Annotated in this window: 14 protein-coding genes; 6 read left to right on the top strand and 8 right to left on the bottom strand. The window is 30.1% G+C overall.

What is annotated here, in order from left to right; genetic code table 11:
• Window positions 1–2 precede the first annotated feature (2 nt).
• Complete coding sequence (locus tag ABTV69_RS04960; protein WP_290963714.1) at window positions 3–608, bottom strand: DUF4254 domain-containing protein; 606 nt, start codon at window positions 606–608, stop codon at window positions 3–5.
• A gap of 110 nt (window positions 609–718) precedes the next feature.
• On the opposite strand from ABTV69_RS04960, the gene upp reads away from it, so the two are divergent.
• Window positions 719–1,372 carry a uracil phosphoribosyltransferase gene (gene upp, locus ABTV69_RS04955; protein WP_433834556.1) on the top strand — a complete coding sequence of 218 codons (654 nt, stop codon included), beginning with the start codon at window positions 719–721 and terminating at the stop codon, window positions 1,370–1,372.
• Here the strand turns inward: upp and ABTV69_RS04950 are convergent.
• Entirely contained in the window at window positions 1,367–2,296 is a 930-nt protein-coding gene (locus tag ABTV69_RS04950; protein WP_433834555.1) for a DUF6427 family protein, read from the bottom strand. The two genes, upp and ABTV69_RS04950, sit on opposite strands and share 6 nt — an antisense overlap.
• 142 nt (window positions 2,297–2,438) lie before the next feature.
• On the opposite strand from ABTV69_RS04950, the gene ABTV69_RS04945 reads away from it, so the two are divergent.
• On the top strand, window positions 2,439–2,669 hold the full coding sequence (locus ABTV69_RS04945) for a DUF6341 family protein (protein WP_041519835.1): 231 nt from the start codon (window positions 2,439–2,441) through the stop codon (window positions 2,667–2,669).
• Between the two features lie 42 nt (window positions 2,670–2,711).
• On the opposite strand, the gene purD is transcribed toward ABTV69_RS04945, so the two are convergent.
• Entirely contained in the window at window positions 2,712–3,986 is a 1,275-nt protein-coding gene (purD, locus tag ABTV69_RS04940) for a phosphoribosylamine--glycine ligase (protein ID WP_433834554.1), read from the bottom strand.
• 130 nt (window positions 3,987–4,116) lie between these two features.
• Here purD and ABTV69_RS04935 point away from each other — a divergent pair, with 130 nt between their 5' ends.
• Genes ABTV69_RS04935 through ABTV69_RS04925 form a run of 3 tightly spaced genes read left to right on the top strand, consistent with a single transcriptional unit; the run spans window position 4,117 to window position 6,871 of the window.
• Window positions 4,117–4,986: a hypothetical protein gene (locus tag ABTV69_RS04935; protein WP_433834553.1), complete on the top strand. Its 870-nt coding sequence runs from the start codon at window positions 4,117–4,119 to the stop codon at window positions 4,984–4,986.
• A complete protein-coding gene (locus tag ABTV69_RS04930) occupies window positions 4,986–6,305 on the top strand; it encodes a phenylacetate--CoA ligase family protein (protein WP_433834552.1) in 1,320 nt (439 codons plus the stop codon). Before ABTV69_RS04935 ends, ABTV69_RS04930 begins: the two co-directional genes overlap by 1 nt.
• Before the next feature lie 35 nt (window positions 6,306–6,340).
• Window positions 6,341–6,871: an ORF6N domain-containing protein gene (locus ABTV69_RS04925; protein WP_433834551.1), complete on the top strand. Its 531-nt coding sequence runs from the start codon at window positions 6,341–6,343 to the stop codon at window positions 6,869–6,871.
• Window positions 6,872–6,907: 36 nt separating this feature from the next.
• Here ABTV69_RS04925 and ABTV69_RS04920 read toward each other — a convergent pair whose 3' ends face one another.
• Window positions 6,908–7,675, bottom strand: coding sequence for a glycosyltransferase family 2 protein (locus tag ABTV69_RS04920; protein ID WP_433834550.1), 768 nt, complete (start codon window positions 7,673–7,675; stop codon window positions 6,908–6,910).
• A 74-nt stretch (window positions 7,676–7,749) separates the two neighbouring features.
• Complete coding sequence (locus ABTV69_RS04915; protein WP_433834549.1) at window positions 7,750–8,733, bottom strand: UDP-glucuronic acid decarboxylase family protein; 984 nt, start codon at window positions 8,731–8,733, stop codon at window positions 7,750–7,752.
• A gap of 187 nt (window positions 8,734–8,920) precedes the next feature.
• On the opposite strand from ABTV69_RS04915, the gene ABTV69_RS04910 reads away from it, so the two are divergent.
• Window positions 8,921–9,997, top strand: a complete 1,077-nt coding sequence (locus ABTV69_RS04910; RefSeq protein ID WP_433834548.1) for a glycosyltransferase — start codon at window positions 8,921–8,923, stop codon at window positions 9,995–9,997.
• Here ABTV69_RS04910 and ABTV69_RS04905 read toward each other — a convergent pair.
• The 3 genes from ABTV69_RS04905 to ABTV69_RS04895 all read right to left on the bottom strand — a co-directional run bounded on the left by ABTV69_RS04905 (window position 9,974) and on the right by ABTV69_RS04895 (window position 13,392).
• The gene (locus ABTV69_RS04905) at window positions 9,974–10,939 is read right to left on the bottom strand and encodes an O-antigen ligase family protein (protein ID WP_433834547.1); all 966 of its coding nucleotides are present in this window, start codon (window positions 10,937–10,939) and stop codon (window positions 9,974–9,976) included. The two genes, ABTV69_RS04910 and ABTV69_RS04905, sit on opposite strands and share 24 nt — an antisense overlap.
• 298 nt (window positions 10,940–11,237) lie before the next feature.
• Window positions 11,238–12,308 (bottom strand): hypothetical protein, encoded by a 1,071-nt coding sequence (locus tag ABTV69_RS04900; RefSeq protein ID WP_433834546.1) that lies wholly within the window; start codon window positions 12,306–12,308, stop codon window positions 11,238–11,240.
• Window positions 12,286–13,392, bottom strand: coding sequence for a glycosyltransferase (locus ABTV69_RS04895; RefSeq protein ID WP_433834545.1), 1,107 nt, complete (start codon window positions 13,390–13,392; stop codon window positions 12,286–12,288). Before ABTV69_RS04895 ends, ABTV69_RS04900 begins: the two co-directional genes overlap by 23 nt.

Raw genomic sequence — 13,392 nt, 5'->3', positions numbered from 1 at the left:
TATTATTTTTTATTTTGATACAAAACTGGATTCAATTCATCATCATTGTACATTTTCATTTGTTTGTACACTTTCATGAATTTATCTCCGTTTTCGATATCTGTCAATAATTCTTCAATTGCTGTAGATAAATCTGTTCTTTGTTCTAGAAGTACGTTTAATTTTTCTTGACATTTATCTCTGTGCTCTTGAGAAGCTTCTGCACGATTTGCTTCTTCATGCATATGATAAATTTTTAATGCCAAAATAGACAATCTATCAAAAGCCCAAGCTGGACTCTCAGAATTGATTTTTGCGCCATCTTTTACTTTAACATCGCTGTATTTCTGTAAAAAGTAACTATCAATATATTCCACCATATCAGTACGCTCCTGATTTGATGCATCAATTCTTCTTTTTAAAGTTAATGCTGCTACTGGATCAATCTGCGGATCACGAATAATATCTTCAAAATGCCATTGAACTGTATCAATCCAATTTTTTAGATATAACAAATGCTCGAACTTATCTTTTGGATAAGGATTATTGATCGGCTGGTCAACATTATCAAATTTGTGATAATCTTTGATACTTTGCTCGAAAACAGAATATGCTAATTTTGAAAACATGTTTTTATTTTTTTATGAAACAAAGATACTTTTTATACTTTTATACTTTGAAAAAAAACATTAATTTTTCAATTATTCTTAATAAACAATTGATCTTCTAAAAAAATAGTATGAAAATCCATTATATATCTGAAAACAACAGCGTATTAAATCATTTTTTAGGTCAGATTCGAAATGTAAATGTCCAAAACGACAGTCTTCGTTTTCGTAGAAATATTGAACGAATTGGAGAAATTATGGCTTACGAATTAAGCAAAATTCTACCTTATAAAGAAATCGAAATTCAGACACCTCTTGGAATCAAGAAAACCACAGAAATTGATACGGATTTAGTATTATGCCCCATTTTAAGAGCTGGGCTTCCGCTTCATAATGGTTTTCTAAATTATTTTGATCATGCAGAAAACAGCTTTGTTTCTGCCTGTAGATATCACCCTAACCATGATGACGAATTTGAAATTCGAGTTGAATATCAAGCTATTTCCGATTTAAATAATAAAACGGTTCTTCTTCTTGATCCAATGCTAGCCACTGGACAATCTATTGTTGCTGTTCATCAAAAATTAGTAGAAAATGCTTCACCAACAGAAATTCACGTTGTAGTAGTCATCGCGGCTCCAGAAGGAATTGCTTACCTCGAAAAAAATCTTCCTGAAAACTGCCACTTATGGGTTGCTTCTCTCGACGAAAAGCTAAATGAGAAAAACTATATTGTTCCTGGTCTTGGCGACGCTGGCGATCTTGCTTATGGAAGTAAATTATAATTGAGCAAAAAAAGTAAATAAACTACAGACAATCAAGGTATAATAAACAATTTCGTTATTAAGTTTTTGTTGCATATACTCTACATGACTTGTTGCCATTACTGTTAATGGTGCAATGCTGAATAATAATAAATCATTGCTTTTATTTGGCGAAATGATGTAAATAAAAGCCGCTATAAAAAAGCAAGCTACAATTTTCTTATAGGAAGAATGGACAATTTGCGGTCTGTTTGATAGCGTCATTAGCATCGAAGTAACAAAAAATAACGCTACGGCCGTGTAGATTGAAAGTGCTGCATTTTCGTAATTATTCTTAAAATAGTCAATTCTAAAATCGAATACAGCTCTTTCCTGAATAAAAGCTACAGCATCGATATTGATAATTAATGACGTCATATAAAATAAAATTGTCACGGCCAAAAGTGCAATAAAAGGCAAAACCCAGTTTCTATAATCTCTTGAAACGTGAAAAACAATCGAGATGTAGACTAATATAATGAAGAGAATACTCCAAAATTGAAATAAAGAAGCTACAAAAATCCAAAATGCGGCATCAAATATTTTTTCTTTTGATGCTTTTAGAGATTGTAGTGAAATTAATCTTCGAAGTGCCAATAAAATAAAAAAATTGGCATAGATAACATTGGAGTTGTTAAATATAGTTGGAAAAAATAAAATGAACAACAAGTAAAAAAGTATCGCGTAACCATTGTCTTTGCTGAGTCCATTCTTTTTTACAATGAAATTAATCATAAAAAAAGAAGCCAAAATAAAGCACAACAAACTCACTTTTTGAAAAGCCAAAAAATAAGAAGTAACCCAAGTTGGGTCTTTAATTTGGAAGATGAAAAAGAAAACCAGTATTAAAATTACAACCAATGAATAATTTAATGGCGTAGATTTTTTAAAAACACTTGTTATCATAAGGATATTTTATACTTTTGTGATTGTAAAGATACTACTTGTTTAAAAGGAAAGTCCTAACAAGTTGAAAAAAAGATTTGGTTCGCCGAATTTTATCTTCAAGGCATTACACAACAATAAATAACATATAATTTTTAAAATTATGACAGCTTTTTTTGAAGGAATTCAATACCTATTCGTTAACATTTTGTTTGCTCCACTTGACTTTTTACGTCATTTAGAATTAATTACATGGTTTGGTGCAAACACTATTAACTGGATTTTTATGATCATCTGTGCATGCGCAATCGTTTATTGGATTAAACAATTACGTATTTTTGATGACGCTGGAACAGAAAACCAAGATACAACGGCTCATTCATTTTTAAAATAAAAAACCAAACCCTTTAATTAAAAAGGGCTGGTACATTTATTTTTAGATTAAATCGAATCCGATATCTTTTCTAAAATACATCTTATCAAAGCTTAGTTGATCTATGTTTTGGTAAGATTTTTTTATGGCCTCTTGGAAATTATCTCCGTAAGATGTCACTGCGATTACACGTCCTCCATTAGTAACGACATTTCCGTCCTCTAATTTTGTTCCTGCGTGAAAAACAATAGAATCTGTAACATTTTCTAATCCAGAGATTACTTTTCCTTTTTCGAAATCTTCAGGATATCCGCCAGAAACTACCATTACAGTTGTAGCACTTCTTGGATCAACTTCTAAATTAAAGTCTCCTAATTTCTGATCTGCAACAGACAAAAACAACTCAACTAAATCTGATTTTAATCTTGGAACTACAACTTCAGTTTCAGGATCTCCCATTCTTACGTTGTACTCAATAACGATTGGTTCGCCTTTTACATTGATCAAACCAATGAAAACAAAACCTTTGTATTCGATTCCATCTTTTTGGAAACCTTCGATTGTTGGTTTTACAATACGAGTTTCAATTTTTTCCATTAAAACGGCATCTACATAAGGAACTGGAGAAACTGCTCCCATTCCGCCTGTGTTTAAACCTGTATCACCTTCACCAATTCTTTTGTAATCTTTTGCCGTTGGAAGAATTTTATAGCTTTTCCCGTCAGTTAAAACGAAGCAGCTTAATTCGATTCCGTCCAAAAATTCTTCGATAACCACTTTTGAACTAGCTGTACCGAATTTTGCATGAACCAACATGTTTCTCAACTCCGTTTTAGCTTCTTCAAGATCTTGGATAATCAAAACTCCTTTTCCAGCTGCTAATCCGTCTGCTTTTAAAACGTATGGCGGTTGTAATGTTTCTAGAAACTCACATCCTTTTTCAACTGTTTCAGCTGTGAAACTATCATAAGCTGCTGTTGGAATGTTGTGTTTCATCAAGAATTCTTTTGCAAATTCTTTACTTCCTTCTAATTGTGCCCCTAACTGAGATGGTCCAATAACCGGAATATGTTTTAAACTTTCGTCGTTTTTGAAAAAATCGTAAATACCTTTTACCAACGGATCTTCAGGTCCTACGACTACTAAACTAATATTTTCTTTCAGCACTAAAGCTTTTACTGCTTCAAAATCTGTCGCAGATATTGCAACGTTTTCAGCAATTGCAGCAGTTCCTGCATTTCCAGGTACTACAAAAAGTTTTTCGCAAAGCGGACTCTGTGTCATTTTCCAAGCAAATGCATGCTCTCTTCCGCCTGATCCCAATAATAAAATTGTCATGGTGTTGTTGTATTTAGTTGTGGTGCAAAAATACTTGCTTTTGCACGTAAAAAATAATTAAATCTCTAAAAAGTTGTTGGTTCTATACTGTTAGTAATTCCTAAATACTATTTTTGACGAAAATATTCTCATGAAGCATTACTTAAAAACATCTATTTTCAAGGCTCTTAGTATTCTTCCAGATTCTTTAGGGTCAAAAATCTATCATCAATTACAGAATGTTTCTGAAAATAAAAATGTTGAAGGAAAATTAAAAAGCACAGAAAATACGCTTAATACTTTAGGCTTAATTTTTTCTGAATTAAATATTGATTTGAAAAATAAATCTGCAATTGAAATTGGTTCAGGATGGCTGCCTATATCTCCATATATACTAATTCAAAAATATAAATTAAAAGATATTTATACTTTCGATATTAATGAACATTATCAAACCAAAAATATCCTAACTTTTAATTCTTTATTTTCAAAAATATTCAATTATGATATAGTTGTAGACAAAAACAACAAATATCCCCTACCTGAAAATATTCACTACTATCCTTCGCACAATATAATTGATTCTGAAATTCCTGAAGCAGACATGGTCTTTTCTAGGTTTGTTTTAGAGCATGTGACTCCAAAGGACATAACAGAAATGCATAAAAAATTTAAAAGCTCTTTGCCAAAAGGATCTTATATTGTTCATTTTATTTCTCCTAGCGATCATAGAGCCTATTCTGACAACTCATTATCCCTCCAAGATTTTTTAAAATATAGTGTTAAAGAATGGGATAGTATCCAAACTAGATTTGATTATCATAATAGATTAAGATTACCGCAATATTTAGAAATCTTCAATTCTTTGGATTTAGAAATAGTTTATATTTCCCATGATAATCCTAAACCAAATTCTCCTCAAGAACAAAAGTTTAAAAGCTTGAAAATACATGAAGATTTTTCAAAATATTCTGAAAAAGAGTTGACAGCTGGTAGTATAAATATAGTTTTAAAAATATAATGATTCCACTCTTCGATATTTCGCTTCAATTAAATGGCTTTCCAATTAAGAAAGCCAAAGCTGAATTGGATAAAATTTTGACTGCTCCAGAAAATAATTACAATGATTTTATTGAAGGTAGAAAAAAAGAGATTGTCGATTTTCATTTAAAAAACAATACATTTTATAAAAAGTTAGCCAATATCGATTCTTATGAAAATTGGTATGATTTACCTGTTTTAACTAAATACAATTTACAAATCCCTTTAAACCAAAGATTATCAACTGGATTTAATGAAAAAAATGTTTATATAAATAAAACTTCGGGCTCTAGTGGAAATCCGATGGTTTTTGCGAAAGATAAGTTTGCTCACGCCTTAACATGGGCCGATTATAAACGTCTTTTCTCATGGTACAAAATTGATTTCAATCAATCTCTTCAAGCACGTTTTTACGGAATGCCTCTGACTTTTTTAGCAAACAAAAAACTACGTTTTAAAGATTTTTTAAGTCGTAGATACCGTTTCAACATCTTTGATCTATCTGATAAAGGCTTAAAAAAAATTACGGCAAATTTTGAGAAAAAGAATTTTGATTACATAAATGGTTACACCAGCAATATTGTTTTACTTGCAAAATATTTACAGAAAAAAAATATTGTCTTAGCGCATATTTGTCCGTCATTAAAGGTTTGTGTCGTAACCTCAGAAATGTTATTTGAAGAAGATAAGATCTTACTCGAAAAACAACTTGGTATTCCAATCGTGAATGAATATGGAGCTTCAGAAGTAGGAATTATTGCTTTTGAAAATCCTGATGGAGAATGGTTGGTAAATTCTGAAACACTTTTTGTAGAAATCGTAGATCAAAATAACTTACCAGTTCCTAACGGGGTAGTGGGTAGAATTCTTGTTACGAGTTTAGATAACAAAGCACATCCATTTATTAGATACGAAGTTGGAGATTATGGAATTTTAGATGAAAAAAGTACTGCTAAAAAGCCTATCCTAAAAAAATTAATTGGCAGAACCAATGATGTTGCCGTTTTACCAAGTGGCAAAAAATCTCCTGGAATGACCTTTTATTCTATTACTAAAAAACTATTTGACGACGAAGGAAATGTCAAAGAGTTTAAAATCATTCAGACCCAATTAGATGTTTTTGAAATAGAATATACCAGCGAACATGAATTAACGAATTCTGAAATAGAAAATATTGAAAAAGAGTTTTCTAACTATTTAGAACCTGGTTTAAAGTACATATTTGTGCGAAAAGATAATCTGGAACGTGGTAAAAGTGGTAAACTAAAACAATTCAAATCTTATTTAAAATATAAATAAAATCTTACATTTGTTTTTTTTTAAATTAAAAACTTATGGATGATCATTCACTACTTTCTGAGGAAACAATTTCTAATAAAATATCCTTTATTCGTGGACAAAAAGTGATGCTTGATTTTGATTTGGCTTTGCTTTATGGAGTTGAAACCAAAAGGCTAAATGAACAAGTAAAAAGGAATTTATCTAGATTTCCAGAAGATTTTATGTTTCAATTAACTGAAAATGAATACGTTTCTTTAAGGTCGCAATTTGCGACCTTAAAGAAAGGACGAGGAGAGCATCAAAAATACTTGCCTTTTGCATTTACCGAACACGGAGTTTTAATGCTATCAAGTGTTTTAAAAAGCGATAAGGCCATTCAAACTAATATTCAAATCATGAGAATCTTCACGAAAGTGAGACAAATGCTTTTGGATACAACTGAATTTAAAGTTGATATCCTTCAGATTCAGAAGAAGTTAGAAAATCATGATAAAAATATAGAATTAGTATTTTCTTATTTGGATGAATTAACTGAGAAAAAAGAAAATCAAGAGGAAAGAGTAAAAATTGGATATAAAAAGTAATTCTTTAACGTCACAATTTGCGACATCAAGATCAATTTAAATCTTTTTTATATATTGTTGTTTTACAATCAACTGTGTATATAAAAACTGAATCATCAGCAAAATAGCAAACACAAAATTATATCCGTGAAACTGTCTATAAACGACAAAATTATGTTTGATCAATTTGAATTTTGAAGAAGAAACAGAATCTTTTCTAATTCGATAATAAGCTAAAGACTCTGGAACTGGTTTTGCTATTTTAATTTGTTTTAGAATCGCAAGCCAAATTCTCCAATCCTGGCGTTTTTGTGTCGTTTCCAGAATAATTTTCCCGAAATAATCTGCATCGTAAATAGCTGTCAAATTACCCACATAATTACAGAAAAACAATTGTTTATAAGTTAGTGGATTTGGCGATTCGACTCTTCGATTTAAATCATTTCCTTCTTCGTCAATAGAATCGTAAAAGCTAAAAGTAAAGTGCAAATTATTTTCTTTTAAAAACTGAATCTGCTTTTCTAATTTCTCAGGGAGCCACAGATCGTCGGCGTCTAAATAAGCAATATATTTTCCTGTTGCTTTTTCCAAAGCAGTATTTCTGGCAAAACCATTTCCTCGGTTTTTTGGTAATTTGGAGAGTTTTATTCGGCTGTCTTTTTGAGCATATTCTTCAATTATCGCAACTGTATTGTCCGTTGAAGCGTCATCAGCCAAAATCATTTCCCAATTAGTATACGTTTGATTTTGAACAGATTCTATTGTTTGTCTGATGAACTTTTCAGTATTATATGTGGGTACAATAATAGAAACCAATTCGTTCATCTGAGGCTAATTGTTTTTAGGATTTATTAAAAAACAGCCCGAATTCAATTCAAAATTCGAGCTGTTTGAAATTTTTATTTTATATAACTAGAAAAGTCTTTGTGTTCTTCTTTTGCAAGTTCTTCTGGAGATAATGATTTGAAATATTCGTAAGTAATTTTCATTCCTTCCGCACGGCTTACTTTGGCTTCCCAACCTAACAATTCTTTTGCTTTTGTTGTATCTGGCTGACGCTGTAAAGGATCGTTAATCGGTAGTGGATGGTAAACCACTTTCTGGTTTGTGCCTGTGAGTTTTATGATTTCTTCTGCAAAATCTTTAATTGTGATTTCGTCAGGATTTCCAATATTTACCGGATATACATAATCTGAATGCAATAATCTGTAAATACCTTCAACTTGATCATCTACATAACAGAAAGAGCGTGTTTGCATTCCGTCTCCAAAAATCGTTAAATCTTCTCCGCGAAGCGCCTGACCTATAAATGCTGGAATTACACGCCCATCGTTTAATCGCATTCTTGGTCCGTACGTATTAAAAATACGAACAATTCTTGTTTCTACTCCGTGAAAAGTATGGTAGGCCATTGTAATGGATTCTTGAAAACGTTTTGCTTCGTCATAAACACCTCGTGGACCAATTGTGTTTACGTTTCCATAATATTCTTCAGTTTGTGGGTGAACCAAAGGATCTCCATAAACTTCTGAAGTTGATGCAATCAAAATTCTGGCTTTTTTTACTCGTGCTAATCCTAATAAATTATGCGTTCCTAAAGATCCCACTTTTAAGGTTTGAATCGGGATTTTTAAATAATCAATCGGACTTGCTGGAGAAGCAAAGTGTAATATATAATCTAACTCTCCTGGAACATGAACAAACTTGGTAATATCATGATGATAAAACTCAAAATTTTCTAGCTTGAATAAATGCTCAATATTTTTAAGATCTCCAGTAATCAAATTATCCATTCCAATTACAAAGTAACCTTCTTTGATAAATCTGTCACATAAATGTGATCCTAAAAATCCTGCTGCTCCAGTAATAAGTATTCTTTTCATAAACTGTTTTAATTAAACATCTTGAAATCATTTTCTTAGATAAAAAGATTAAGAAATCCTTGCAAATGTAATAAAATATAGGCCTTTATTAAACAATATCCAAAACCATAATTTTAAAATAAGTTAACTCATTTCAAATCAATATTAATTTGAATTATCTATTTTTACTATAAAATAATCTATCCTTTTGAAAGTCGTACATGTTATTGAAGCCCTTGGTGGAGGTGTTTATACTTATTTTAATGATTTATCAACTTATTTTGGTGATGATGAAGTTAAAAGACACATTGAGACTACAATAATTTATAGTGGAAACCGAAAGGAAATAGACAGAGATAAAATTAAATCTGAATTTTCAAGTAACATCAATTTATTAGAAATTAAAATGTTACGAAATTTTTCTCCTTTAAAAGATTTAAAATCTGTAATTCAGTTAACTAAAGAGCTTAAAAAAATAAATCCTGATGTCATCCATCTTCATTCTTCAAAAGCAGGGGTTTTAGGAAGAGTTGCCTATTTCTTTCTTTTCAAAAAAAGGAAACTCTTTTATTCTCCACATGGTTATGCTTTTCTTAGAAAAGATATTTCAAAACCTATTCGGAAACTATATTGGTTAATTGAAAAAAGTACTCAAGCAATATTTGGAGGCATTACTATCGCTTGTGGAGATACTGAATTTGAAATTGCAAAAAAAATTGGTAATTCAAAGATGGTCCGAAATGGCGTTGACATTCAAGCAATACGTGAAAGCTTTTCTGAAAATAAAAACAAAAAACTTACTATAGGAATTTTAGGCAGAATCACCTATCAAAAAAATCCAGCTCTTTTTAATAAAATAGCACTCCGTTTTCCTGATTATAATTTTGTATGGATTGGTGATGGCGAACTAAATTCTTTGCTTACAGCTCCCAATGTACGAATTACTGGATGGTTCTTTGATCGTGAAAACATTCTAAAAGAATTGAATACTATTGATATTTATTTGCAAACTTCATTATGGGAAGGCTTACCAATTGCGGTTTTAGAAGCCATGGTTTTAGAAAAACCAGTTGTTGCCAACAATGTAATTGGCAATAAAGATATTGTAATTCATAATGAAACTGGATTTTTATTTAATGACATTTCAGAATTAGATCCGTATTTTAAAATCTTAAGCAATTCTGTTAATCGAAACCTTTTGGCTAAAAAAGCTTTTGAAAGATGCTCGAAGGTATTCGATAAAAACAAAAATTTTGAAGAATTAAGTACTCTTTATAAAAGCTGATTTTTGCTGCATCCAATAGCTTGCAAAAATAGATACCCAGAATCCGCTGAAAGCAATTCCGTCAAAACGGAGCAGGAAATCATCCATTAAATTGGATGTAAAAAAGATGATGAAAAATGAAACTATAACAGCATTTTTTAAATCAAATCCCAAATATCCAATTATTGAAATATAAAATAAAACAACAAAAGGTCCAAGAATTCCAAACTTCAATAAAAAGTCAAGAAACTGATTGTGAGTAGGAAATTCGTATTTGGCCAAAAACTTCTGATTGGTTTCCTTATAATACTTGTTTAATTCGGTTTTTCCATCAGAAGCCCCCACTCCAAAAGGCAGATTTTTTAAAGACAACTCCCAAGCAGATTTCCATATGGAAACTCTTGTAACCAAAGAATTGAAAACCTTAACTTCTGGATGGTCTATTTCATCAAGCTTTCCAACTTTATCCATATAAGCAAAACTAACGCTTGAATATTTTTCTTTCATATATGGATCTTTCTGAACAAATAAGAATAAGACAATAGTAAGTAAAGCTAATAATGGCAATCCTCTTAAAACTATTTTTTTAAAATTATCTTGTTTAGCTGCATAAAAAAGAACGATCAAAAATCCTATAAAAACATTTACTAAAGCCATTCTTGTATTAACAAATAACACAAAGAAAAATGAAAATATAAAAATTAATATTGTACAAATTTTGAGCTTAAGTTCTTCATGGTCTTTAAAACTTCTAATAACAAAATAAAAAGCAGAAACGGTTACAAAAGCCAAATGCATGTTTAACGCTGGTGCATGAATTCCGAGACTATTTCCAAATTGATATCCCATTTCCCATAAATGAATGCCCTTTAAGTATTTATGCATTAATTCAGGAAACAAAACATTGAATCGAATAAAGAAAAAAAGTACAACTAAAGTGGTTCCTAATGTATAGATTTTCAAAAGTTTCAAAAAATTTACCCGTTGAAAATTCCCTATTATAAACAATGGAAAAATTACTAATGAAGTGCTTTTTTCTATGGCCTTTAAACCTTTTGCTAAAGAATCATTATTCCAGAAAAGCAGTAGCTCTAATAGAACTGGAGAAGCAATACAAATTGTAAAAATCAGCAACTTTCTTGTGAAACTCAGTTTTTTGTAAAATAATAAACTAAAAACCGCAAAAACTACAATCAATATAGAACATGGTTTTCGAAAGATCATCAAAATAGCGATCAGGCACAAAAAAGAATTGAAGATTCTATTGAAGTTCTTTTCTGAAATATTCATGATATAATACAAAATAAATTAAAGGAAAAATGCCTATTTTATGTCTAATGGCCGAACCTAAATCTGGTTCAAAGACGCCTTGAATAATAAAAAAAGAAAACAATATAAAGAAAATGAAAAGCTCATATTTGTAATAATGCCTCTGCTTTAAACATTTAGAAAATCGAACCAACAAAATATAAAATAACAAAATCTGCCAAATTATAAACAATACTATTTGAGGAGACAAAATATGTTTAAGTCCATTTATTGGAAGATTTACAGTAAAAAACCCGTAAAAAATGGCAACACCTTCTCCATACCAAGTATCTGGTTTTAAAGGTGGGGTTATCATAGAATTTGCATCTGGAGAACCTATACGTTCTTTATTAACTACTTCCCGGCTTACTTCAGAAAAATATTTTCCTTTTAGAACACCATGACTCAATGATAAGAAAAAAGCAATTAATAATCCGTAAAAAATTGTAGATATCGTCTTATTTTTAAAATTAATAAAACTTATTAAATACATACCGCCAGCAATTACAGGAATCAAAGCAAAATAAGGCCTATATAAAGCTCCAAAAAGCACTAAAAGGAATATTGATATTAGAACCGTTTTTTGAAAAGAATATCGTCTGTTTTTGCACAAAAGTATAATTGGAATAATGTATAAAAAAGTAATAAACTCTTTTGAAGGCATTGAGATAAAAATGGCAATCATGAAAATTCCCAGATAAACAATCCCGTTTTTTATATTTATTTTTTCAAAAGAATCTGGAATTCCAATTTTATACAAAGCATACATTAAAATAGGAAATTGTATTAGCGCAATTATTGGAAAAGGAAGTAATCGCAGACCAGTTATCTTATAAAACAAAATAGTTAAAGGATAACTTCCAAAGTATCCAATTTCATTATACTTATCATAAATAATAACTGCCGAGTCGTAAAAGAATTTCGGAGGCAGAACAAAAAAAGCCGCAAAAGCAATAATCAAATTTGCGAAAGCAATAAGTAAAAATGCCCCTGTACTTTTTTTAATTAAAACTTGCATTGTCATACATCGATTTATACAAAGTAATATGTTTTTCAACCATTAATTCTATATCAAATTGTTTCGCTTTTAGTTTACAAGCATTTACAACTTCTATTCGAAAATTATTATCATTAACAAGCTTTTCAATCTTAAAAGCTAAATCAATTTCGTTGCCTTTTTCAAATAAAATACCTGTGCCGCCAACTAAAGCAGATAGCCCGATAACATCTGAAGCTATAAAAGGTATTCCTGAAGCCATACTTTCAATTGCTGTTAAACCAAATCCTTCTCCATTCGAACTGAGAATAGAAATATTGGCTGTTTTTAACAAGCGCGGAATGTCTGTCCTATCCCCTAAAAATATAATGCTATTTTCTAATTCAAGTTTTTTAGTCAAATTTTCATTTTCTTTTTTTGTATCTCCATCTCCAACAAAAATCAATTTAAAATTATCTGGTAAAAATTTCATTGATTTTATCACAGTTTGGGGATCTTTATGTTTACTAAATCTCGCAATATGAATTAATAAAATATCCTGATCTGTAAATAAATTTGAAATTTCTTTAATTGGATATGGCTTAGCATTTTCAATTGCTTTCAAATTTATACCATTCTCTATAACTTCAAATTTAGTATTAGACAATTTAGTATGCTTTTTTATAATTTGATGAACGTCCTCTGTAATACAAATAACCTTTTGATAAAACCGATACATAAATCTATCAATTTTACTAATAAAAAAATTATTTATTCGAGGGTTTGATGAGCTGTGTTCTGTAACAACAATTTTTATTTTCGAAAATGAAAATAGTTTTGCAAAAACTACCCAATATTGAGATGGAAATAAATGTGCGTGAACAATATCGTATCTTTTCAAAAATGGAATAATTTTAAAAATATGAATCGGATTATATACTGAAAAAGATCCTAAAGAATAAATTGTACAGCAATCCAAATTTTTTAAAACTTTCAAAAAAGGCAAATCTTTACCATTAAGCAATAAAAGATCAACATGAATACATTTAGAATTATATAAAGGAATTGTTTCTAAAAGAAGCTTTTCAGCTCCGCCAGAATCAAATCTATTTATAATTTGTAATATCCTCAT

This window comes from Flavobacterium anhuiense, assembly GCF_050990855.1.
Taxonomy (GTDB): Bacteria; Bacteroidota; Bacteroidia; order Flavobacteriales; family Flavobacteriaceae; genus Flavobacterium; species Flavobacterium anhuiense_C.
The sequence above is the reverse complement of the archived record's forward strand: the minus strand, read 5'-3'. Positions and strand labels throughout refer to the sequence as shown.

Coding starts and splice junctions, on each gene's coding strand:
- ABTV69_RS04945 (WP_041519835.1), top strand. CDS start 2,439: ATGACAGCTTTTTTTGAAGGAATTCAATACCTATTCGTTAACATTTTG.
- ABTV69_RS04920 (WP_433834550.1), bottom strand. CDS start 7,675: ATGAACGAATTGGTTTCTATTATTGTACCCACATATAATACTGAAAAG.
- ABTV69_RS04950 (WP_433834555.1), bottom strand. CDS start 2,296: ATGATAACAAGTGTTTTTAAAAAATCTACGCCATTAAATTATTCATTG.
- ABTV69_RS04900 (WP_433834546.1), bottom strand. CDS start 12,308: ATGACAATGCAAGTTTTAATTAAAAAAAGTACAGGGGCATTTTTACTT.
- ABTV69_RS04925 (WP_433834551.1), top strand. CDS start 6,341: ATGGATGATCATTCACTACTTTCTGAGGAAACAATTTCTAATAAAATA.
- purD (WP_433834554.1), bottom strand. CDS start 3,986: ATGACAATTTTATTATTGGGATCAGGCGGAAGAGAGCATGCATTTGCT.
- ABTV69_RS04895 (WP_433834545.1), bottom strand. CDS start 13,392: ATGAGGATATTACAAATTATAAATAGATTTGATTCTGGCGGAGCTGAA.
- ABTV69_RS04915 (WP_433834549.1), bottom strand. CDS start 8,733: ATGAAAAGAATACTTATTACTGGAGCAGCAGGATTTTTAGGATCACAT.
- ABTV69_RS04930 (WP_433834552.1), top strand. CDS start 4,986: ATGATTCCACTCTTCGATATTTCGCTTCAATTAAATGGCTTTCCAATT.
- upp (WP_433834556.1), top strand. CDS start 719: ATGAAAATCCATTATATATCTGAAAACAACAGCGTATTAAATCATTTT.
- ABTV69_RS04960 (WP_290963714.1), bottom strand. CDS start 608: ATGTTTTCAAAATTAGCATATTCTGTTTTCGAGCAAAGTATCAAAGAT.
- ABTV69_RS04935 (WP_433834553.1), top strand. CDS start 4,117: ATGAAGCATTACTTAAAAACATCTATTTTCAAGGCTCTTAGTATTCTT.